The sequence below is a fragment of the Pseudomonas sp. AM4(2022) genome (assembly GCF_036346515.1).
GTDB classification, from domain to species: Bacteria; Pseudomonadota; Gammaproteobacteria; order Pseudomonadales; family Pseudomonadaceae; genus Aquipseudomonas; species Aquipseudomonas paracarnis.
Genome location: NZ_JAOTNW010000009.1, coordinates 106174 through 127596, shown reverse-complemented (window position 1 = coordinate 127596; position 21423 = coordinate 106174). Strand labels below are relative to the sequence as shown.

Annotated in this window: 21 protein-coding genes and 1 pseudogene; 6 read left to right on the top strand and 16 right to left on the bottom strand. The window is 60.4% G+C overall.

What is annotated here, in order from left to right; translation table 11 throughout:
- Positions 1 to 98: 98 nt before the first annotated feature.
- From ODQ19_RS14580 to ODQ19_RS14560, 5 genes are all read right to left on the bottom strand, one after another.
- The gene (locus ODQ19_RS14580; RefSeq protein WP_330210435.1) at positions 99 to 482 is read right to left on the bottom strand and encodes a nuclear transport factor 2 family protein; all 384 of its coding nucleotides are present in this window, start codon (positions 480 to 482) and stop codon (positions 99 to 101) included.
- Between the two features lie 30 nt (positions 483 to 512).
- Positions 513 to 1745 (bottom strand): MFS transporter, encoded by a 1233-nt coding sequence (locus tag ODQ19_RS14575; protein ID WP_330210434.1) that lies wholly within the window; start codon positions 1743 to 1745, stop codon positions 513 to 515.
- A 104-nt stretch (positions 1746 to 1849) separates the two neighbouring features.
- Positions 1850 to 2473 carry a malonic semialdehyde reductase gene (locus tag ODQ19_RS14570; protein ID WP_330210433.1) on the bottom strand — a complete coding sequence of 208 codons (624 nt, stop codon included), beginning with the start codon at positions 2471 to 2473 and terminating at the stop codon, positions 1850 to 1852.
- Between the two features lie 11 nt (positions 2474 to 2484).
- Positions 2485 to 3480 carry a VOC family protein gene (locus tag ODQ19_RS14565; protein WP_330210432.1) on the bottom strand — a complete coding sequence of 332 codons (996 nt, stop codon included), beginning with the start codon at positions 3478 to 3480 and terminating at the stop codon, positions 2485 to 2487.
- Between the two features lie 128 nt (positions 3481 to 3608).
- On the bottom strand, positions 3609 to 4475 hold the full coding sequence (locus tag ODQ19_RS14560; RefSeq protein WP_330210431.1) for a fumarylacetoacetate hydrolase family protein: 867 nt from the start codon (positions 4473 to 4475) through the stop codon (positions 3609 to 3611).
- A 226-nt stretch (positions 4476 to 4701) separates the two neighbouring features.
- Between ODQ19_RS14560 and ODQ19_RS14555 the strand changes: the two genes are divergently transcribed.
- The gene (locus ODQ19_RS14555; RefSeq protein WP_330210430.1) at positions 4702 to 5316 is read left to right on the top strand and encodes a TetR/AcrR family transcriptional regulator; all 615 of its coding nucleotides are present in this window, start codon (positions 4702 to 4704) and stop codon (positions 5314 to 5316) included.
- Positions 5317 to 5337: 21 nt separating this feature from the next.
- Here the strand turns inward: ODQ19_RS14555 and ODQ19_RS14550 are convergent, their stop codons facing one another.
- The 8 genes from ODQ19_RS14550 to ODQ19_RS14515 form a co-directional block, all read right to left on the bottom strand.
- Positions 5338 to 5631, bottom strand: a complete 294-nt coding sequence (locus ODQ19_RS14550; protein ID WP_330210429.1) for a hypothetical protein — start codon at positions 5629 to 5631, stop codon at positions 5338 to 5340.
- Between the two features lie 40 nt (positions 5632 to 5671).
- A complete protein-coding gene (locus ODQ19_RS14545; RefSeq protein ID WP_330210428.1) occupies positions 5672 to 6595 on the bottom strand; it encodes a SphA family protein in 924 nt (307 codons plus the stop codon).
- Between the two features lie 23 nt (positions 6596 to 6618).
- Positions 6619 to 8040, bottom strand: coding sequence for an OprD family outer membrane porin (locus ODQ19_RS14540; protein ID WP_330210427.1), 1422 nt, complete (start codon positions 8038 to 8040; stop codon positions 6619 to 6621).
- Positions 8040 to 8996 (bottom strand): HlyD family efflux transporter periplasmic adaptor subunit, encoded by a 957-nt coding sequence (locus ODQ19_RS14535; protein WP_003191534.1) that lies wholly within the window; start codon positions 8994 to 8996, stop codon positions 8040 to 8042. The genes ODQ19_RS14540 and ODQ19_RS14535 overlap by 1 nt, the downstream gene beginning before the upstream one ends.
- Positions 8993 to 9202, bottom strand: coding sequence for a DUF1656 domain-containing protein (locus ODQ19_RS14530; protein ID WP_116667450.1), 210 nt, complete (start codon positions 9200 to 9202; stop codon positions 8993 to 8995). The genes ODQ19_RS14535 and ODQ19_RS14530 overlap by 4 nt, the downstream gene beginning before the upstream one ends.
- Positions 9192 to 11339, bottom strand: coding sequence for an FUSC family protein (locus tag ODQ19_RS14525; protein ID WP_330210426.1), 2148 nt, complete (start codon positions 11337 to 11339; stop codon positions 9192 to 9194). The genes ODQ19_RS14530 and ODQ19_RS14525 overlap by 11 nt, the downstream gene beginning before the upstream one ends.
- 173 nt (positions 11340 to 11512) lie before the next feature.
- Positions 11513 to 12139, bottom strand: coding sequence for an isochorismate family cysteine hydrolase YcaC (gene ycaC / locus ODQ19_RS14520; RefSeq protein WP_003191542.1), 627 nt, complete (start codon positions 12137 to 12139; stop codon positions 11513 to 11515).
- Positions 12140 to 12202: 63 nt separating this feature from the next.
- Positions 12203 to 12892, bottom strand: a complete 690-nt coding sequence (locus ODQ19_RS14515) for an isochorismatase family protein (protein WP_116667448.1) — start codon at positions 12890 to 12892, stop codon at positions 12203 to 12205.
- Positions 12893 to 13114: 222 nt separating this feature from the next.
- Between ODQ19_RS14515 and ODQ19_RS14510 the strand changes: the two are divergent.
- A pseudogene (locus ODQ19_RS14510) lies at positions 13115 to 13216 on the top strand (LysR family transcriptional regulator); the annotation flags it as partial.
- 66 nt (positions 13217 to 13282) lie between these two features.
- Here the strand turns inward: ODQ19_RS14510 and ODQ19_RS14505 are convergent.
- Positions 13283 to 13741, bottom strand: coding sequence for an Hsp20 family protein (locus tag ODQ19_RS14505; RefSeq protein WP_003191546.1), 459 nt, complete (start codon positions 13739 to 13741; stop codon positions 13283 to 13285).
- Between the two features lie 227 nt (positions 13742 to 13968).
- Between ODQ19_RS14505 and ODQ19_RS14500 the strand changes: the two genes are divergently transcribed.
- The gene (locus ODQ19_RS14500; protein ID WP_330210425.1) at positions 13969 to 14397 is read left to right on the top strand and encodes a glycine zipper domain-containing protein; all 429 of its coding nucleotides are present in this window, start codon (positions 13969 to 13971) and stop codon (positions 14395 to 14397) included.
- Positions 14398 to 14560: 163 nt separating this feature from the next.
- On the opposite strand, the gene treS is transcribed toward ODQ19_RS14500, so the two are convergent.
- Positions 14561 to 16624, bottom strand: a complete 2064-nt coding sequence (treS, locus tag ODQ19_RS14495; protein WP_330210424.1) for a maltose alpha-D-glucosyltransferase — start codon at positions 16622 to 16624, stop codon at positions 14561 to 14563.
- 185 nt (positions 16625 to 16809) lie between these two features.
- Positions 16810 to 17598 carry an AraC family transcriptional regulator gene (locus tag ODQ19_RS14490; RefSeq protein ID WP_330210423.1) on the bottom strand — a complete coding sequence of 263 codons (789 nt, stop codon included), beginning with the start codon at positions 17596 to 17598 and terminating at the stop codon, positions 16810 to 16812.
- A 187-nt stretch (positions 17599 to 17785) separates the two neighbouring features.
- On the opposite strand from ODQ19_RS14490, the gene ODQ19_RS14485 reads away from it, so the two are divergent.
- From ODQ19_RS14485 to ODQ19_RS14475, 3 genes are read left to right on the top strand one after another with little or no spacing between them, the layout of a single operon-like run.
- Positions 17786 to 19411 carry an APC family permease gene (locus ODQ19_RS14485; RefSeq protein ID WP_330210422.1) on the top strand — a complete coding sequence of 542 codons (1626 nt, stop codon included), beginning with the start codon at positions 17786 to 17788 and terminating at the stop codon, positions 19409 to 19411.
- 11 nt (positions 19412 to 19422) lie between these two features.
- A complete protein-coding gene (locus ODQ19_RS14480; protein WP_330210421.1) occupies positions 19423 to 20349 on the top strand; it encodes a 4-hydroxyproline epimerase in 927 nt (308 codons plus the stop codon).
- A 33-nt stretch (positions 20350 to 20382) separates the two neighbouring features.
- Positions 20383 to 21330, top strand: a complete 948-nt coding sequence (locus ODQ19_RS14475; RefSeq protein ID WP_032897145.1) for a dihydrodipicolinate synthase family protein — start codon at positions 20383 to 20385, stop codon at positions 21328 to 21330.
- Positions 21331 to 21423: the final 93 nt, after the last annotated feature.

The following is a 21423-nucleotide window of genomic DNA, read 5'->3' as shown; positions in this document are numbered from 1 at the left end:
AGTTCCAGCCATCCCGGTTTCCAGGCATGCGCAAGCCTTGCCCGGACGACCACGAGGGCCGGGTTCAAGTTGCCAGGGGTGCTATGGCTTAGCGGATGTTAGCCATGGGTATGACGAGTGGATTGCCAGGCAATCATTTGCCAGCCGTTATTGCCCGCCTTCCACACGCTGATGTAGCGGGAGTTGAGGACCATGGGCTCGCCACGGATCACCACGTCCATGTCGATCAGCCCGGTAACGACCACGCATTCCCCTACCCTGCGTATCTGCTCGTCACGGCTGCTGAAGCCGCGATAGCGCCAGACGCCCTCTCGCATGCCCTGCAGGTAGCTGCTCTTGCTGTCGCTCTTGCCGTCGGAGTGGCTGTAGGTCAAGTCTCGGGTATAGATACTTTCCAGGAAGTCCATATCGCCCTCGACCATGGCCTGGCGGCGGCGCAATTCCAGGGTTTGGATCTGTTGTTCTACGCGTTGCTCTGACATCGTTTGATACTCCAGTGTTGATCTCAAGCTTCAGGAATCCGTGGTTTTCAGCGCCCCTGCCGCGCGAGCGGGCACGTCTGACTCCACCTGGGGCATAAACAACAGCGTGACAGTGGCCAAGGCAAAGAAACCGGCGCACACCAACAAGCCCCACGCCAGGCTGTAGTGGGTGGCGATGCCACTCAACAGGAGCGGCGCAAAAGCCGCCAGGCCCCGGCCAAAGTTGAAGCAGAAGCCCGCGCCGAGGGTGCGTACCCGCGTGGGGTACAACGCACTGAAGTAGGAGGCAAACAAACTGGCAAAGGCATAGAAAAAGGCATAGATCGGCCCTAGCCAGAACAGGATGGCGTTATCGGTGGTGAGTGCATAAATCGACAACATCAGCGCGCTGCCGAGCAATGACAGGAGCGTGGCGTTGCGTTTACCGATGTGGTCAGCGATGAAGCCGAAGGCATTGATACCGATGAAGGCGCCGATGTTGAGGATCGCCATGAAGTTGGCCATCATCCCAATGTCCAGTCCGCGCTCCTTGATCAAGTAGGTGGGCAACCAGGTGCTCGCCCCCCAGAAGCCAATCACCGCAAAACTCGCCGCCAGGGTACCCAGCAGGGTCAGGCGCAGCAGTTCGGGGGAAAATATTTCGCGTATCGAGACATGCTTGTGCTGGCTGGGGCCGGCCATGTTGCGGGTTTTCTGCGCGGTCCATTCCGGTGACTCAGGCACAAAGAAAAACAGATACGCCAGCGGGATCAAGGTGGAAATCCCCGCCACCATGAACAGGGTTTGCCAGTCTGGCAGGTAGCTGGCCGCCACCATTGCCGCGATGGCGGCGCCAATCGGGAATGAACTCAACACGAACCCGATCGCTCGTGCCCGCTGATGGGCAGGCCAGGTTTCCGTTACATACGCTGAGACAATCCCCCACACCCCGCCCAAGCCCAGCCCGGACAGAAACCGCAGGAGCAGGAGCAAGCCCCAGTTGTGCGTGGTAGCGACCAGCGTGGTCAACACGCCGAACACGATCAACGAGATCATCAGGGCTTTGCGTCGGCCGTAGTTGTCGCAATACCACCCCGTGGTAATGCCGCTCAAACCGATCCCCAGCAGGGTTGCCGAGGCGAGCATGCCAGCTTCATTGAACGTCAGGCCCAGGTCCTGGCGGATCACCGGGAGTGCGATGGTGAGTAGGATGATCTCCATGGCGTCAAACAGATACGCAAGGAAACCGCCGATAAGTACATGCCATTTGGATAGAGCTCGCATTGCAGGTTTTCCTTATTGTTGTTGTTTTGCCAGGCCGATCGACAGACGTGATGCATCGCAGCACGCTTGATCGGCCTGGAGGATTTACGGGTGCGGTCAGTCAGTTACAGCAGGGCGCAGGCCTCGTCGAAGCCCAGCCGCGGGTTACGGGCAAAGAGTTTTGCGGGGTCTCCATAGCCGAGGTTGCACAGGAAGTTCGTCTTGATCTTCATCCCGGCAAAGGCCTGCATGCCCTCGGCCCCTGGAGCAAAGAACGTCTGGTCGACCAGTGCGTGGTCAAACCCGGACATCGGCCCGCAGTCAAGGCCCAGAGCCCGCGCCGCGAGAATGAAGTAGCCGCCCTGCAGCGAACTGTTGCGAAACGCGGTGGACTCAAGCAAATCCGGTTGGTCGGCAAACCAGTCGCGTACTGTGGGGTTGTGCGCAAACAACCTGGGCAACTGCGTATGGAACTGCGTGTCGTAGCCAATGATTGCCGTCACCGGGGCGCCCAGGGTCTTCTCGACATTGCCGGCGCTCAGGGCTGGCAGCAAACGTTGCCGGGACTGGGCACTGCGCAAAAACACAATGCGCGCAGGGCAGCCGTTGGCGCTGGTCGGGCCCCAGCGCATCAGATCGTAGAGTTCCTTGAGGGTGTGATCATCCACCGGTTTATCCAGCCAGCCATTTTGGCTGCGGGCCTGGCGAAACAACTGATCGAGCACCTGCTCGCTGATTACCTGACTCATGGCATCTGTCCTCAACTGCGTCGTTGACGGTCTGAAGTCGACCGGGGCACGGTCTGTTCGGCGGCACACTCCCCCCCCAGGAAGAACTCCACCGACATCGGCGGGCCCCACTGGTAGAGGCTGGCGTCGCACGCCTGGGTGTAACCCGAGGGCGAGTCCTGGTTGAACAGGTCGCCATCGGTGAAGTGCTCGATAAGGTTGCCGGACGGGTCCCGCCAATAATCGAAGATCTGGCTGCCCAGCATGTGCCGGCCTACCCCCCAGAACGGCGACCAACCTTGCAGGGTCATCCACTCGTGGCCCAGGCACTGCGCGTCAAAATCCTGCACCTCGAAGGACACGTGATGGACGAAGTCCTTCGGTGCCTGGAACAAGGCGATGGTGTGATGATCGGTCCAGGTGCTGCCACGGTTCAATCGCAGGAAGGCCGCGCTCGGGCGGTCCCGGTCAGGCTCCTGAACCACAAGGTCCGAAGGCAGCATGCCGAGCACTTGCTGGTACCAGGCCAGGTGCTGCGGCATGTCCTGCACGCCAATCGCCGCATGGCCCAGGCGCAGGACTTGTGCCGCGCCCTTGCCGGGCCGCTGCACATCGCCAAAGCGTTGCTTGTGATGGGCCGAGTTGAGGGTCAGAGCAGCACGCTGGGGCAGCGTGCCCACGGCTTCGATACCGTGGGCCAACTCGATGCGCCGCCCCGAGGGATCATGCAAGGCGACGTACTGCCCTCCTCCCGGGCCTTCCAGCGGCCGGATCGCCGAGGCCCCCGGCAACCGGGTAGCCTGGTGCAAGTCATCGAGGCTTTCGACGGCGAACGCGATGGCGCCAAAGCTGGCTTCAACCGCCTTCTCGGCGATGTACACATAGGGCAACGAGCAGGTACCGCGAAAATACAGGCGTTGCTCGGTACGATGCATGACCACCAGGCCAAAATCGGTCAGGAAACGTTCGACCACCCCAAGGTCGGGATGACGGTAGAGCACATGGTTGATGTCTTTGATCTGCAGCACGGTAGTTGCTCCTGGGCATTCAATGGGCAGGACAACCGGTGGTCAAAACCAGGGCAGCCGGGATCGCTGCCCACCGTAGTGACGGTGGGTCGGTTGTGCTGCGCGCTCGAAAAAACTGAGGCGTGGACTCAGGCCGCTGAAGGTTCGTCGGCGATCAGGTTGCTCAAGGTGCCAAGGCCTTCGATCTCCACGGTGCAGAGGTCGCCAGGCTTCATGAACAGTGGCGGGCGTCGCGCCCAGCCAATCCCTGCCGGGGTGCCGGTGACGATCACGTCACCGGGTTCCAGGGTCACCGCTTCACTGAGCACGGCGATCAGTTCGGCGACCCCAAAGATCATGTCGGCGGTATTGCCCTGCTGCACCACCGTGCCATTGAGGCGGGTCACCAGGTTGAGGCCGACTGCCCCCGCTGGCAGTTCGTCTGCACTGACGAAGGTCGGACCAAACGCGCCGGTGGCGTCGAAGTTCTTGCCAATGGTCCATTGTGGCGATTTGAACTGGTAATCGCGCACCGACGCCTCATTGAAGATCGCATAGCCCGCCACATGTGCCAGGGCCCGCTCACGGGAGATATGCCGACCGCCGGTGCCGATCACCACAGCCAACTCCCCTTCGTAATCCAATTGTTCGGAGACACGTGGGCGCAAGATCGGTTCGCCATGGCCGATCAGGCTGGTACTGAAACGCGGGAAAAAGGTCGGATAGGTGGGCTGTTCGTAGGGGCTCTCCTTGGTGTGATCGGCATAGTTCAAGCCGACACACACGATCTTGCCCGGACGCTCCAGCGGCGGCAGGTAGCGCAGCTTCGATGGATCGAGCAAACGCGCGTCACTCAAGCGCTGATGGGCCGCTTGAAGTGCCTGGGGGCCAGCGTTGAGCAGGCTTTCCAGGGTGCCTGGATAACCGCTTTCCTGAGTGGTCAAGCCCCGCATAACACCTGCTTGCTCAATCGCCAGGCCTTTAGTGGAACCTTCCAGAAAATGCACGAAACGCATGTTCAGTACCTCTATTGTTGTTATGAAATGGTACGGTACGTTACCGTACCCTTTTGCTGAAAATGCGCCGAAATCAAACACTCGTCAAGGGCAATCAAATGGTTTTTACAAATAATATTCAGGGACAAATGCCTGATTCGTCCCACGCAGCGGCTGGAAGGCTTATGCAGAGCGGCGTAGGCTAGGCGAACTTTTGAATTGTTCTTTTCAGGAATAGCCGAGCCACATGCAAACCCCTACCCCGAGGCAAGCCGCAAAGCGTCAAAGTATTCTTCAGGTTGCAACTGATATGTTTCTCGCAGAAGGTTATTCGGGGGTCAGCGTTGACGGGATCATCGCCAAAATCGGCGGCTCCAAGCGCACGCTGTATGCCTACTTCGGCGGCAAGGAAGGGTTGTTCGCGGCGATTATCGAACAGCTCTGCGCCGAGAACGTGAGCCCGCTGACCCACATGAGTCTCGCCCAGAAGCCGCTAAAGGAGGCGCTGACCACCATTGCCCGGGTCTTTCTGGATGTGGTGCTGTCGCCCCGCACCCTTGCCCTGCATCGCCTGATCGTGTCCGAGGCCCTGCGCGCCCCGGAGGCTGCAAAGTCGTTCTTCGAGGCTGCGCCCGCCACAGCCTACAGCTGCCTGGCCGATTACTTCACCTGGGCCGAAGAAGCCAGGTTGATCATCCCGGGCAACCCGCAGACCCGCGCCAAGATCTTCCTCGATGCGCTGACCGGTGACCTGCAGTTGCGTTGCCTGCTCGGGCTTAGCCCATGCCCGGGAAAAGCGGCGCGCGAGCACCTTATCAGCGAAACCACAGCGATTTTCATCAACGGGCTGGCAACTCGGTAGCCAGGTCTGACTCTGCGTTCATCACTTGCGGCACATCAACGCAGCCCCCGTGATCTCGGCTCCCTCGGAGGTTTCCTTGCCGTCTGCCACAGCCATGCTGTCAGCCCCCAGGGCACCTGCGGCATTGAATGCCAGGCGTAACGTTTCATCCGGGCCGGATCCGCGTACGGTGAACATCTTGATCAGGTTGCATTGATTCGAGGATGAAGCGGTGACCAAATTGACGCCAAGGCCCTGCTCGGTCAACGGGGTGGAGCAGGCAGAGAGCATCGTCATCGCTATCAGTGCCAGCGGTACTGAGATTCGGTGGTACATGACTTGAGTGTTCCCTTGGGTTGTAACGAGAGGATCGGCCCTAGAACCCACGCAGATAACGTAGCGTCAACTGGGTGCCCTGCGCGCGGTTTTCAGCGCCACTTTCAACATACAGATTGGCGAAGAATGTCTGGTTTCCCTGCTGGTACATCACCCCTGGCCCGATCCCTGTCACCTGTTCCCTGGAGTCACGCTGGCGATGCCCATCAATGCGGTCATCGCTGATCTGATTGAGTTGATAGCCTGCAACGCCGATACGCCACTTCTCGGCAACGGCATAAGAAACCGACAGGTTGCTATGAAACGCCTCTCCCGGCTGGATACTGCCGGCTTGCAGGACTGACGCAGGATCGTTATTGCGGCTTGACCACGCATAATTGAAACGACCACTGACCTCCAGGCGGTCAGTCAACTCCCAGGTGAACACGTAATGGGGGTTGAACACCCAGACATTGCTCCCGGTATTGAGGCTCGAATCCTTGTTATAGGAACCCGTCGGCAAGGAGAACACGAAATTCAAGCGCTGCCAGTACGGGCGGCCGAAGAACGACACCGGGGCCCATTGCAACAGAAACGGGCTGACGATCACGTCACCCTGGCGCGTCCGTCGTCCCTTGGGGCCCTGATCAATATCTATATCCAGGTTCACCAGTGGCAGCAGCACTTCGGCGCCATAGTTCGCCCCCAGCAAAGTCTTGTCGCTGAAGTAAGCCAGGTGCGGCAGTACCGTGGTGCTGTGCACCTGCTGGCGACCCGGGCGCGAATGGCCGTGAGCATCGTAGGCCGAGTTGCTGCGGTAATACTGCACCGGTAACTCGAACAACCCACCGGGACCGGCGACCCCATCCATGAAGCTGGCATTGCCCAGGGCCAGGGGCGGCAGGCTGACGCTGTCAGCCTCGCTCGTGGCGCAGGCCAGTGCCGAGCTGATGCCCAGCACCCGAATCCATTGGGTTTGACTCATACAACACCTTCATTGAATAACGACTAGAAAACACTGAATGGGTAATCGACAATCACCCGGTACTCATCGGCGTTTGAATTACCACGGGTGTTGCCCGGTGCGGTATACCCCTGTGCTGAACGGTGTGCGGCCCAGCGCAGGGTGATATTCAAGCCTTTGGCCTTGCCGTCTGGCACCGCATAGCGCAGGGCGACGTCCCGCTCCCAATGGTGTGCATCTTTGCCGGCGGCGTTATAGATGTAGCCGTAGCCTGTGCTATTGGGATCGACCCGGGTCAAGTCCGCTTCGCCGCGGGTGTAGGAGGTGCTGAGCTGGAAATCCGGCGCGTTGATAAACGCCAGGCTGGTCTGGTATTGAATCTTCCAAGACTTTTCGCCGGGCGCATTAAAGTCTGCGTATTGCTGGGAGTTTCCCAGATAAAGGAAGGTCCGGTCGTCCTGGACCATGTAGTCAAACGGCGTGTCGCCGTCCACCTTCTGCAGCCCCAGGGTCAGGCTCTGGCCTGCGCCGGACAGCGTCAGGCCACCGCTATAAGTGTTGTTGTCGATATGGCCCAACTGGCGCTGGCCCTGATCGCGGGTTTTGAAGTAACGCAGGTACGGTGTCAGCGTAAGCCCAGGCGTCAGCTTGAATGGCTGGCTGACCCCGGCATAGTACTGGTTCCAGATATCACTCAATTGGCCGCCATACAGGGTCACTGTTATTGCGCCGGGCACAGCGTAAACGCCACCCAGCCAACTCATGGACGCGCTTTCGCGATCAGCGGCCACGCCGGCCTTGTTGCCGGTGCCGTAACTGGTGGTCAAGTGGCTTTGACCGCTCTGGTTGCGCTGGCGTGTTGAGTCGATCCAGCCAGTGTCCAGTGTCAGGTGTTCCAGGCTGTAGTTCTTGAGCGTGACACCGCGAAATGTCTGGGGAAAGACTCGGCTGACGCCACTGGCGATCAGCGGGTTTTCAAGGTACTGATCACCTGCCTGCATCAAGCTGTCAAACCCGCGCAACTTGAGCGCCGCGCCCGCAGCCGAGAAGTCTGACTCTGGCGCACCTTTTGAGTCCAGCGGCAGCAAGCCGGCCCCACCGCTGCCCCCTCCTCCATCCAGCTTGAGCCCATAAAAACCATGCACATCGAGCCCGACACCAATGGGTGTGTCGGTGTATCCCGAACGAAAGGACAAGTACACGCCCTGCACCCATTCGCGCTGGTCACGCCTGGACGGTGTGTTGTGGTTATCGCGGCCCAGGTAGTAATTGCGCAGCAAGCCGTTAAGAGACGAGCCGCTGACAAACCCCGGCGTGACAGACAGCTCAGCCTTTTGGCGCTCATTGATACCGGTGCTGAGGTTATCTCTCTGGTCCATGGAGTTATCGGCATAGGCCCCTGTCGCCGACAATGAGACAGTCAGCGAGATTGAGACCCTTATAAGCCGGCGCAGTGACACACTCATCAGCGTTGCTCCTGTTGTTCAAGCACCGTCACCGTCGCCGTAGTGCCTGCGCGCAAGCGGTCCTTGGCGGCATAGGCAGGATCGATCCTGATTCTTACGGGGACCCGCTGGGCCAGCTTGACCCAGGTGTAGCTGGGGTTGATGTTGGCCAGCAAGCGACTGCCTGGCGCGTTCTCCCGGTCGGTAATGGCGAAGGCGATGCTCTGCACGGTTCCGCTAAAGGTCTCGCCACTCATCAACTGGATCCGCACTGGATTACCCTGCGCGATGCGCGGTAACTTGGTTTCCTCAAAGTAGCCACTGACATAAAACGAGTCGCTGTCCACCAACGCCAGCAAGGCACCGCCGGCACTGGCGTAATCGCCCTGGCGGGTCAGCAGGTTGGTCACATAGCCGCTGACTGGCGCCACCACCCGGGTGCGCTGCAGGTCGAGTTCGGCCTGGGTCAAGGCAGCCTTTGCCAGTTGCACATTGGCTTGGGCCAGCCCCAGGTTGGCCTGATTGCTGAGCAACTGCGCCTGAGCGATAGCCACGTCGGTATTGGACTTCTCCCACTCCTCACCGGAGATGGCGAACCCTTGTTTGAGGCTACGCCGGCGCCGCTCTTCACTTTGGCGCTGTTTGAGCTGCGCCTGGCTGGCAATGATTGCAGCCTCCGACTGGCCCATTGCGGCCTGGGCCACTTCAACAGAGCGTCGTGCGTGCTCGACCGCCAGGGCATAACGCGCCGGGTCGATTTGCAGTAGCAGGTCACCTTTACTCACATGCTGGTTATCCTGCACCCGCAAACTGGCGATCAGCCCGGAGACGTCCGCCGACAACGTCACCACATCAGCGCGCACCCTGGCATCGCGGGTCCAGGGTGAACGGGTGTAGTGCTCCCAGGCGAACCAGCCCAGGACCAGCGCCAGCAAGACAACCGCTAGAGTAATCAGTTGGGCGATGTATTTTTTCAAGGTGACGAGGCTCCCATTACTAGAATCACAACAGCACACACGCAGACATAGAGCGCGCCTTCGAACAGCGCCTCATGCCACACGAAGCGCAGCACGCCCAGCCGACGCAAGGACCAGCCCAGCACCATGAAAATCGGCAGCGCCAGCAGCAAAGCCTGCGCAATGGGCGGCAGGTAGACGCCACCTACCTCAAAATCAATGGGCAAGAGACGGCACTCCTTTTTCATCGAGCTCAAGAAATTCGCGGTAGCGCTCAATAAACGAGGCAACGATCAGCAGTGCCACGCGAATGCGAAACACCGACCAGAGCTGTTCATGCCCGGACGAAAGCTCAGCGGCATGCAGTTGGTCCAGGTCATCGCCCAGGTGCCGCAATGCATCGGTCAATGCCTGCCAGTCGACGGTGGGCCTTCCCGCCACATAACGGCCTGACTGGTCCAGAACCGACTGCAAACGGGCCTGGGTTTGCGCCGTCAGCAATGTATTGTTCTGCCCTTGTTGTTTGAGCTGGTTCAACGCCACGCCCAGGGCCATGCAGGCCAGAGTGACCTCGAACAGCGCATGGGCTCGCGGGTCTTTGGTCGCGGGCAACAAACCCAGCATCATGGTCAGGCGATCCATCATCCGGCTTTCAAAGGCGAACTGCTGCTGATCCGTCGCTGAGGTCTTGAGCAATACGTAGACCTGCTCCCGGCTCTCATCGAACAGACGGTGAATGCGCCGGGCCGGATTGAATGGAAACACCCAGGAGTACACCAGTAACGACAAGGTGCAAGCCCCGATATAGGCACCGGCAAATTCGAACCACTGACTCGCGGTGTTTTGCCAGGCCCCGATATTCTGCGGGCCCACCATCAGGAAGGTCGAAAGTCCCAGGCCCATGCCTATCCCGGCAGTCAGCGGGCTGGCCAGGCCCACGGCGATCACATAGAGCAGCGGCGCCAGAATCAACAGCAGCATTTCGACGTCGCCAATGGCGGGCACCAGCATGAATTGATAGACCGCTGAAATCACCAGCGACAGGCCAAACCCACGTGCGTAGTTCTGGCTCGCTGCCAGGGGGCGTGGAAAGGTCGCCATCAATGAGCACAGGATCCCTACCAGGATCATCCCTGCCCGGGCGCCATCCCAAGCCGTTTCGATCCAGATCAATCCACACACAAGCAAGGCAATAAACGCACGGGCAGCGTTCATTCCCGCCAGGCGCCAGTCCAGGTACAGCGGATTACTTCGGCTCTGGCGGTGCAGGCAGTTGGCCGGACGGCCCTCCTGAATGGCATCGCTCAGTTGCAGGATCTCTTCCAGTTGTTGCAACAGCCTGGCCTGCTCCCAACGCAAGGCCCACGCCAGCGCGCGTAACGTACCTGTTATGGGCTCATCACGTTGCTCAACCTTATTGGCCTGCTGGTCAAAGCGCTGCTGCAACACGCTAAAGCGCTGGCGCGCCTGCGTCGATAATGAACGCCCCGCCACTGCCAACTCATCCAGGAACGCCAGTTCGTCAGCGCGCAGCTGTTGAATGTCTTCGGGAAGCTCACCTTGCCAACGCTCACCTATCAGCGTGCGTTGACGACGCAGCACCGTCAGGCGTGACGTCAGCAATACCAATTGATTACCCAGCAGTTGCACCAGGCCGTTGGCACTGCGCAACCGTGGCGCATCGAAATACAAATGCCGGCGCAGGCCTTCCAGTGCGTTGATTTCTCCGAGTAACTGCATCTGGCGCTTACGGAAATCGGCCTCGCTCTCCTCGGTACGGATCACCGCCGCCGCATGGGCCGCCATCAATTTCAGGACTTGATCTACTTTGGCAAAGTACCCCCGGGCGACCGCTTCCGGGCGCGCCGTCAACAGGCTGACCACGCCGACACAGGCAACCGCCAACAGCGTCTCAGTGAGTCGGGTGATCGCCAGCATCAAGGTATTATCCTGCTCCGGTACAGCAAGCAGCCCAACAACGACCGCCGTAAACCCGCTGAGCACAAAGGCGTGGGAACTGGTGTAGCGCAGCAACGTGCCACCCGCCGTGCAGAACGCCAGCCACAGCGACAAGGTGACAATGAATGGGACCGGTGCCTGGGGGAAAATGCCCATGATCAGCACCGCTACCGCCGCACCGACCAGCGTGCCGATAATCTGTGAAAAACTACGCTGCAACGCCATGCCACCCAAGGGTTGGCTGACGATAATCACCGCCATCACTGACCATTTTGGCTGATCAAGGTCGAAGATGAAGGCCAGATACAAGGTCAACAATCCGGCTGCAACGGTGCGCAACGCAAATAGCAGCGCGCCCATACCTGGATTGAACACCACTTTGAAATAGTTGATCAGGGGCTGCATAAACGGCTCAAGCGGGCTGCCAAGGCCTGCGGACCGACACACAACCTTTGGTCAAAAGCTGTGCCCAATTCATAACAGGCCGTTAGCTGGAAACCGGTTCATGCTCATCTGAACGCACCTGGTGTTAGGTTGAAATGAGGACTGCCTGTCGCAGCACAGTCCCCATGCTCGGCTTACTTGCCTTCAGTCAACGCGTTGTAGCTGGTGAACAGGTTGCGGTAGTCCGGAATGTGGTTGGAGAACAACGTCCCCAAGCCCTCGATGTCGTTGCGCCAGTCACGGTGCAGCTCACAGGCCAGGCCAAACCAGGTCATCAGTTGCGCGCCGTTGGCCGACATGCGGGCCCAGGCCGATTGCTGGGTCAGTTCGTTGAAAGTGCCGGAGGCGTCGGTGACCACAAACACTTCAAAGCCTTCGGCCAGGGCCGACAGCGCCGGGAACGCCACGCACACTTCGGTCACGACGCCGGCAATGATCAATTGCTTCTTGCCGGTGGCCTTGATGGCCTTGACGAAGTCTTCGTTGTCCCAGGCATTGATCTGGCCTGGGCGCGCAATGTACGGCGCATCCGGGAACAGTGCCTTGAGCTCGGGCACCAGCGGGCCATTGGGGCCGGTTTCGAAACTGGTGGTGAGGATGGTCGGCAACTTGAAGTACTTGGCCAGGTCAGCCAGGGCCAGCACGTTGTTTTTGAATTTGTCCGGGTCGATATCGCGGACCAATGACAGCAAGCCGGCCTGATGGTCGACCAACAGCACAGCGGCGTTGTCTTTGTCCAAGCGAACGTAAGGTGTAGACATCGTGGTACTCCTGATAAAGAAGATGACGCCCCGAGTGGGCGCCCCGTAAAGAACCCAGCGTGTTTACTTGCGCTGTGAGTCTAGTTCTTCATGATTGTTTGCCACTTCCTGAGCCTTGATGTAGCTCTCGATCAGAAGCTGATAGTGCGGCATGGCCTGGGTGTAGACGTTGGCCCACTCCTGGGCATCCGGGCGGTTCCAGGAGCCTTGCAACTCCGACAGCGTGCCCATGATGTCGATCGGCACCACGCCGGCCTGGGCCAGGCGTGCAACGGTCAGGTCGGTGGCCAGCCTGGAGTGGTTGCCCGAGGCATCGACCACCGCGAACACCTTGTAGCCTTCATGTACCGCCGCAATGGACGGGAACGCCAGGCATACGCTGGTCAGGGTGCCGGCGATCACCAGGGTCTTCTTGCCGGTGGCTTTGACGGCGGCATGGAACTCGGGGTTGTCCCACGCGTTGATTTCGCCGCGGCGGGCCACGTACTGGGCGTGCGGCGCGGCTTCGTGGATTTCCGGGATCAACGGGCCGTTGGGACCTTGCGGCACCGAGGCGGTGGTGATGACCGGTATTTTCAGGAGGGTCGCGGCCTTGGCCAGCGCGATGGCATTGGCGCGCAATTGAGGAACATCAATGTCCTTGACGATCTGGAACAGACCACTCTGGTGGTCGATCAGCAACATGGCGGTGTCAGCGGGGTCAATCGTCGGCTTTTGACCATTGAAGTTTGCAGCGTTACCTGATGCAGTCATTTGCATTTCCTCTTGCTTGGCGATACCTCCCTGGCGTGTGCGCCGGAACTGCGCCCGGCCGTGCCTGCACTTCCTGTACAGACACGCTTGGGCAACGACCTGGACGTGTGTCAGCAGGCCCACCCAAAAAAACAGTGGAACCACCTTAATCATCGCGTTCAGGGTTAGGTAGTGGCTGAAACGGGCCGCTCCATCTCAAAAATGGAACAATGCAGCCGCACGCCCCTGGGTATGGTGATGCGCAAGACCGAACCACGCTCGGCCGTCGCAGAGAAATGCTTTGCCGAGGCCAGGCGGTTGTTTGCACCCAACACCCAGGCTTAGCGCGCCTGCGTTGGCAGCGCGTACAAAAAAGGCGCTCCGTAGAGCGCCTTTTTACCGCCGATTGTTTTATTGCAAGCTGACCTGACGCAGCTCGGGTTTGGCCTCGCCACCAATCATGATGCGTTTTGGCTTGGCCTCTTCAGGCACTTCACGCAGCAGGTCGATGTTGAGCAACCCGTTGGTCAGGGATGCGCCACGTACTTCAATATGGTCCGCCAAGCGGAACGACAACCGGAACGCACGTTGGGCAATGCCCTGGTGCAGGTAAGCGACCTTATCGTCGGTTTCGCGTTTTCCGCCGGAAACCGTCAATACACCCCTCTCGACCTGGATATCCAGATCCTCCTCGGTCAGGCCAGCCACAGCGATCACGATGCGGTATGCGTCGTCACCGTGCTTTTCCACGTTGTGAGGTGGATAGGAATTTGGAGCCTCGCTGCGCAGCGCCGACTCGAACAGGTCATTGAAGCGATCAAAGCCCACCGATTGACGGAACAGTGGGGCCAACGACAGGGTAGTAGCCATTTTAAAATCTCCTGAGTTTCTCCAAGTGATTTAGTACGCGACCCGGATTCGGCATCGCGTGATCAAAAATTTATGGACGCGCAAAAGGAATTCAAGAGGGCTGAAAAAAATTTTTCTTGTGCAAGGGGCGATCACCGAAGCCCAAGTGTTATGGCGTGTGCTCTAATCAAAATGCCAGGCGTGCTTTACCCCGTGAGCGCCTGAGACAGCCCTTGAGGTACAAAAAAATGAAAATGACATTCCCGGCCCTGGCATTGGGCATTCTGATCTCCCAAGGGGCCTTGGCCGCTGGAGATGGTACGGCGGCGCTGGGAGGCGGTGTCGGCGGTGTGTTGGGCAACGTGGTGGGCCAGCAGCTTGGTGGCTCGACCGGTGCGGCCATCGGCGCAGGCGTAGGTGGCGCAGCCGGGAGTGCGGTGGGTGCGCAAAAAGGCAATAAGACTGAAGCGGCGATTGGCGGCGGTTTGGGCTCGGCAGGCGGTTCGCTGATTGGCAATCGCCTGGGTGGCTCTACCGGTTCGACCATCGGCGCGGGCGTGGGAGGTGCTGCGGGTGGCGCGCTGGGTAATAACCTGGCCGATGACGAGAGCGGCCATCGTTCAGGCGGTGCCAAGCACAAAGGCAACAAGCATAAGCACAAGAACAAGCACCACTGATCGCGTGGCACGGCGTTGTTAGCGAACAAACACTGACCTGTGGCGAGGGAGCTTGCTCCCGTTGGGGCGCGAAGCGGCCCCGCTCTTTTGTTCAAAAAGGCTGGGACTGCTACGCAGTTCAACGGGAGCAAGCTCCCTCGCCACAGTTATCGTTTCGTCGCCTTTACATCGGCGTGCTGCTCACCACCCGCAACGCCAGCCCTTCATAGGCGTCCAGCGTGATCGTGAACGCGCCCTCCTCGGTCAAATCGCCTTCCACTCGCTCATTGATGATATCCACCACCGGCCCAGGGGCGATGTTGGGCAGGTGCAGGGTTTCGGTGATCGGCGTGGCGCCAAAGTTCAGCGCGGTGATTTGCGTGCCCTTACCCGCTGGTAGCTCATGAACCATGATGAGCAAGCCTGGATGCTCGACGTCCGGCACCAGGATCTGGCGGCTGGCGGCGATGTCGTAGGCGCGGCGCACGGCGAGGATTTTTTGCAGTTGGGAGGCAAAGGACTCTGGGTCCTGCAGTTGGCTGTTCAGGCTGCCATACAGGCTTTTGGAGCGCGGCATTTGCCCGGCTGACAGTTCGGCGTCGGGGTTCAGGTCTACCAGATCATAGGCGCCACGGTGGATCCAGCGAGTGTCGCCATCGGCCATCAAGTGCGCCACGTCTTCGGCCGCCAACGGCAGCGCGCCCACCAGGTCCCAGCCGGACAAGGCAAACACCCCAGGCTGCATGGCGTTGTACATCACCAGCAGCAAGTGGATCTGGCGAATCTGCCGGATATCCGCCGGGGTGATCGCCTCCAGGTCACGAATTCCCAGGGCTGCGGTGATGATGCTGGCGGTGGTGCAAGACACGCCGTTGGTCACGAACTTGAGGTTATACGGCGCATGTTCGCCGGTCAGGCGTTCGTACATCTGCTCGCGGATATGCTCGCGCAGGATGTTGCCGGGGAAGGTCTGGCCCTGGAACAGGAAGCTGTCATGGGCGTGCAGCGTCCAGAAGTGCACCAGCTCCAGGGTCAGTTCATCGTGGTTCTGTAGCGCGTGAATCAGCGAGCCGGGGTCGATGCCGAGGCTGTGCATCTGGCGCAGCATCAGGCGCAGGAACTCGGTGTCGCCCATCAGCAAGGCATGCTGGTAGGCGGGCCGGGTGATGAAGTCATAAGACAGGTCAGCGCCGCCGTGGGACATGGACGCGATGTCGTCCACAGTGAGGTTGAGTTCCTGAAAGCTGAACCCGCCCGCCTTGCGAATGGCGCCGCCGAGTAGCTGATTGCCGGTGATCGACAGCGGATGGCTTTCGGACCAGGCCGTGCCGTCGAGCTTGCGCTCCACGCCGAGAAAGCCGTTGGCGTCCAGGCGCAGGATTTTCGCGCCCATCACGTCAATGGCGTGCAGCGCATCACCAATGATCATCTGCTGCGCAGCAAACGAAGGGTCAAGCCAGTTGAGCGACGGCTGGCCCTCCTTGAAGTAATGCAGGTACACCCAGCGCCGCGGCTTGCCATCCACGCCGAGCACTACCGGGGTGGCGCTCCAGTCGGTTTCTTTTACGCCAGGCTCGAAGAAAATCACCCGCTGCAATTGGCCGACGATGTAGTGCTTGTCGCGCAGTGCGTCTACCTGGGAGGGGCTGAGGTTTTGTGCATCGCGCCCGTCGGCCACGTCGGGCAGCAACGGCCAGTCTTCCTCGCGGATTTCGACCATGTGGTACAGGCCGGGATAGTCCTCATAGGCCATTTCTGCCAGACGAAAGTCTGCACCCTTGCCGGTGTGGGACGGGATCACATCGTCGATGATCACCGCGTTGTGCGCGGCAGCCATGCGCGTCAAGGCCTGCAATTGCGCCTCGGTGCCCAATTGCGGGTCGATGTCGAAGCTGATGCGGTCGAAATTGCCGTCGATGGTCGGGGTGTGCTCGGTGCCAGACAAACCACCGGACTTCTTCAACGGGCCATTGTGAATGCCCTGGATGCCGATCTTGGACAGGGTATGCCACAAGGTTTCGTCCCCCAGCGCCTCCAGCACGGTGCCGCCTTCGCGGGTGACAATCGAGGCGGGGTAGGCAGTGAACCACACCGACGACAAGGCTGAAGCGTCACGCGGCCGGGTCTGTGCATAGGGTTGCTGCCACAGGCGGCCTTGCCCCGAATACAGCTTGGCCCGCTGCCGCGCTGCGTGGAGCATGGAATGTTGCACCAGCCAGTTCACATGGTCGTTGTTCGCCGCGGTCATAAGCTTGGTACCTGTCGTGGTGAAAAGGGTCGGTGTAAGCATATGAGGGGCTAGGGCGCTATTCGTTGCATTGCAATAGGACGCTTACCTTGTAGGAGCGAGCTTGCTCGCGAAAAACTCACAGGCGCCGCGTTCATTCAGAAAGCGCGCGTTGTCGTTGGGGTTTTTCGCGAGCAAGCTCGCTCCTACATTAGACTTTCATCTGGCCTGCCGCCTTGCGTCGCTTGCCGGTACTGCCTCGGGGTGAACCCGGTTGAAGATTTGAACTGCCGGGTAAACGCGCTGTGGTCGGTGTACCCGCATTGCAGCGCCACCTCGGTAATCGGCAGCTCGGTATGCAACAACCGCCGGGCATGTTCCAGCCGGACTTTCTGGATCATTTGCCGGGGGGTGAGGTGAAAGACGCGCTTGCAGTAGCGCTCCAGTTGCGCCACGGAAATCCCGGCGATGCGGGTCAATTCTCCCAGCGTGACACGGCGGTTGAAGTGGCTGCGGATGTGTTCGTCCACCGCCGCCAGGCGCTGATAGGCCGGGTGGGTTTCGCTGGCAGACTGCAAGTCCACCGAAATTCCGGCCAGGCCGATGATCGCGCCGAGTTGGTTGTACAGCGGCCACTTGTGGGTCAGGCACCAGCCCGGTTCGCGGGTGCCGTAGAGGTGCAATTCGAGTTGATCCTCCAGTACCAGGCCCTGCTTCAGCACCCGCCGGTCCTGCTCGGTATAGCCGGGGCCCAATTGTGCGGGAAACACTTCGGCGCTGGTCTTGCCCAGCAGCGGTTGCAGGTGCTTGAGGCCACAGCGTTGCACCAGGGTGCGGTTGGCGAGCACGTAGCGAGCGTCGATGTCCTTGATGAAAATCGCGGCATTGGGCAGTACATCGAGCATCGGCAGCAACTGCTCTACCCCGCTCAACAGCTGCTCGATGCTGTGGGGTCGGCTGCCCTGGAAAAGGCTCGCGAACGCGCTCTGCAACATGACTTTCTCAGCCCCTTTATTCGTCGACAGCCAGCAGATTGCGCCATGGGGCGAGTGCTGTCGAGCGCAGAAAATTGTGCTGAATTCGTCATCCATGCCTGCGCAAAACATCAATCGTCAGCCTGGCAGATGGGTTCAGGATAGCGCCACTGCATGCCTATCCAATAACTCACAAGAAGGCGACGCTATGTCAGGCCAAGGCAAGTTCAAGAAACAGCTGTCACTGATGGACCTCACCTTTATCGGGTTGGGGGCCATCTTCGGTTCGGGTTGGTTGTTCGCTGCCAGCCACGTGTCGGCCATCGCAGGCCCGGCGGGGATTTTTTCCTGGTTACTCGGTGGTTTCGCCGTGCTGCTGCTGGGCATTGTCTACTGCGAACTCGGCGCTGCCCTGCCCCGCGCTGGTGGCGTGGTGCGCTACCCGGTGTACTCCCACGGCCCGCTGCTGGGCTACTTGATGGGCTTTATCACGCTGATCGCCTTTTCCAGCCTGGTAGCAATTGAAGTGGTCGCCTCGCGCCAATACGCCGCAGCCTGGTTTCCGGAGCTGACCAAGGCAGGTTCCAGCGACCCGACCACTCTGGGCTGGCTGGTGCAATTTGCCTTGCTGTGCCTGTTCTTTGTGCTCAATTACCGCAGCGTGAAAACCTTTGCCATCGCCAATAACCTGGTGAGCGTGTTCAAGTTCATCGTGCCGTTGCTGGTGATCGGCGTGCTGTTCACCTTCTTCAAGCCGGAGAACTTCCAGGTGCATGGCTTCGCGCCGTTCGGCTTGTCGGGCATCGAGATGGCCGTGTCGGCAGGCGGCGTGATCTTTGCCTACCTGGGGCTCACGCCGATCATTTCGGTGGCCAGCGAAGTGAAGAACCCACAGCGCACCATCCCCATCGCCTTGATCCTCTCGGTACTGTTGTCCACCGCCATCTATGTGCTGCTGCAAACCGCGTTCCTCGGCGGCGTGCCTACCGAAATGCTCGCCAATGGCTGGGCCGGCATCAGCAAGGAACTGGCCCTGCCCTATCGCGATATCGCCCTGGCGCTGGGCGTGGGCTGGCTGGCCTACCTGGTGGTGGCCGATGCGGTGATCTCTCCCAGCGGCTGCGGCAATATCTACATGAACGCCACCCCGCGCGTGGTGTATGGCTGGGCGCAGACCGGCACCTTCTTCAAGATCTTCACGCGCATCGATGAAAAGTCCGGCATCCCGCGCCCGGCGCTGTGGCTGACCTTTGGCCTGTCGGTGTTCTGGACCTTGCCGTTCCCGTCCTGGGAAGCGCTGATTAACGTGGTGTCTGCCGCCCTGATCCTCAGTTACGCGGTCGCCCCGGTGACGGTCGCCGCCCTACGCCGCAATGCACCCGACATGGCGCGCCCGTTTCGGGTAAAGGGCATGGCAGTGCTAGGGCCGCTGTCGTTCATCATCGCTGCGCTGATCGTGTACTGGTCGGGCTGGAGCACGGTGTCGTGGCTGTTGGGCCTGCAAATCCTGATGTTTGTGGTGTACCTGCTCTGTGCACGCTGGGTACCGACCGCGCACCTCAATATCAAGCAGCAAGTGCGCTCTTCGGCCTGGTTGATCGGCTTCTACGCCGTGACCATTTTGCTCTCCAAGCTCGGCAGCTTTGGCGGTATCGGTGTGATCAGCCACCCGTTTGACACCGTGGTGGTGGCAGCCTGCGCCCTGGGCATTTACTACTGGGGCGCTGCCACCGGCGTACCCGCCCACTTGGTGCGCCTGGAGCAGGAAGAGGACGAAAGCGAAGCCGTCAGCGACGTGCACTACAGCGCCCCACTGTCCCCGACTACCCACTGATGGAGCGCCTTATGAAACGGCTGCATGTGATTGACTCACACACCGGCGGTGAACCTACACGCCTGGTCATGAGCGGCTTTCCCGAACTGGTCGGTGCCTCGATAGCCGATCAACTGGACCATCTGCGCACCCACCACGATCAATGGCGCCGTGCCTGCCTGCTGGAGCCACGGGGCAACGATGTGCTGGTGGGCGCGCTGTACTGCGCGCCAGTCACGCCGGGGGCGACCTGCGGGGTGATCTTCTTCAACAACGCCGGCTACCTCGGCATGTGCGGCCACGGCACCATCGGTCTGGTTGCCTCGCTGCACCACCTGGGGCTGATCCAACCGGGCGTGCACAGCCTCGACACGCCGGTAGGCCCGGTCGCGGCCACCTTGCACGAAGACGGCAGCGTGACCCTGCGCAATGTGCCCGCTTACCGCTATCGCAAGCAAGTGGCGGTTGAAGTGCCTGGGCATGGCGTGGTGCTGGGCGACATCGCCTGGGGCGGTAACTGGTTTTTCCTGGTGTCGGACCACGGCCATGAGTTGCAGATGGATAACGTGGAGGCGCTGACCGACTACACCTGGGCCATGCTCAAGGCCCTCGAAGCCCAAGGCATCCGTGGCGCAGGCGGTGCGCTGATCGACCATATCGAATTGTTCGCCGACGACGCCCACGCCGACAGCCGCAACTTCGTGATGTGCCCCGGCAAAGCCTATGACCGCTCCCCCTGCGGCACCGGCACCAGCGCCAAGCTCGCCTGCCTGGCCGCCGACGCAAAACTGGCCGCAGGAGAACCCTGGGTACAAGCCAGCATCACCGGCAGCCAATTCCTGGGCCGCTATGAGTGGGACGGCGAACACGTACGCCCATTCATCACCGGCCGCGCCTACATGACCGCCGACAGCACTTTGCTGATCGACGAGCAGGACCCGTTTGCCTGGGGCATTTGAGCCCTTTATTTAAATGAACCTGGAGTTAGCACCATGAGCGACAACATCTTTACCGGCTGCATGCCCGCCCTGATGACCCCTTGCACCGCCGAGCGCCAACCGGACTTCGACGCCCTGGTCGCCAAAGGCCGCGAGCTGATCGACATCGGCATGAGTGCCGTGGTGTATTGCGGCTCCATGGGCGACTGGCCGCTGCTCACCGAGGCCCAGCGCCAGGAAGGCGTGGCGCGCCTGGTGGCTGCGGGTGTGCCGACCATCGTCGGCACTGGTGCGGTGAACAGCCGTGAGGCCGTATCCCACGCAGCCCATGCCGCCAAAGTCGGCGCCCATGGTTTGATGGTGATTCCCCGCGTGCTGTCCCGGGGCGCTTCGGTCACCGCGCAAAAGGCCCACTTTGCAGCGATCCTCAACGCCGCCCCCAACCTGCCGGCGGTGATCTACAACAGCCCCTACTATGGTTTCGCCACCCGCGCCGACCTGTTCTTCGAACTGCGCCGCGAACACCCTAACCTGATCGGCTTCAAGGAGTTTGGCGGCGCCGCCGACCTGCGCTACGCCGCCGAAAACATCACCTCCCAGGATGACGATGTGACCCTGATGGTCGGCGTCGATACCCAAGTGGTACACGGCTTCGTCAACTGCAACGCCACCGGCGCCATTACCGGCATCGGCAATGCACTGCCGCGCGAAGTGCTGCAACTGGTGGCGCTGAGCAAAAAAGCCGCCAAGGGCGATGCCAAGGCGCGTCGCCAGGCCCGCGAGCTGGAAGCTGCGTTGGCGGTGTTGTCGTCGTTCGACGAAGGCTGCGACCTGGTGCTGTATTACAAGCATTTGATGGTGCTCAACGGCGACCAGGGCTACGCCCTGCACTTCAACGAAACCGACGGCCTCAGCGCGGCCCAGCGCCGGTATGCCGAGCAGCAGTACGCGTTATTCCGCCAGTGGTATGCCAACTGGTCGGCAGAACAGAACGCCGCTTGATTTTCTGTAGGGGCGAGCTTGCTGTGGCGAGGGAGCTTGCTCCCGCTGACTGCGCAGCAGTCTCCGGTTTTTATTAGGGGCGCTTCGCACCCC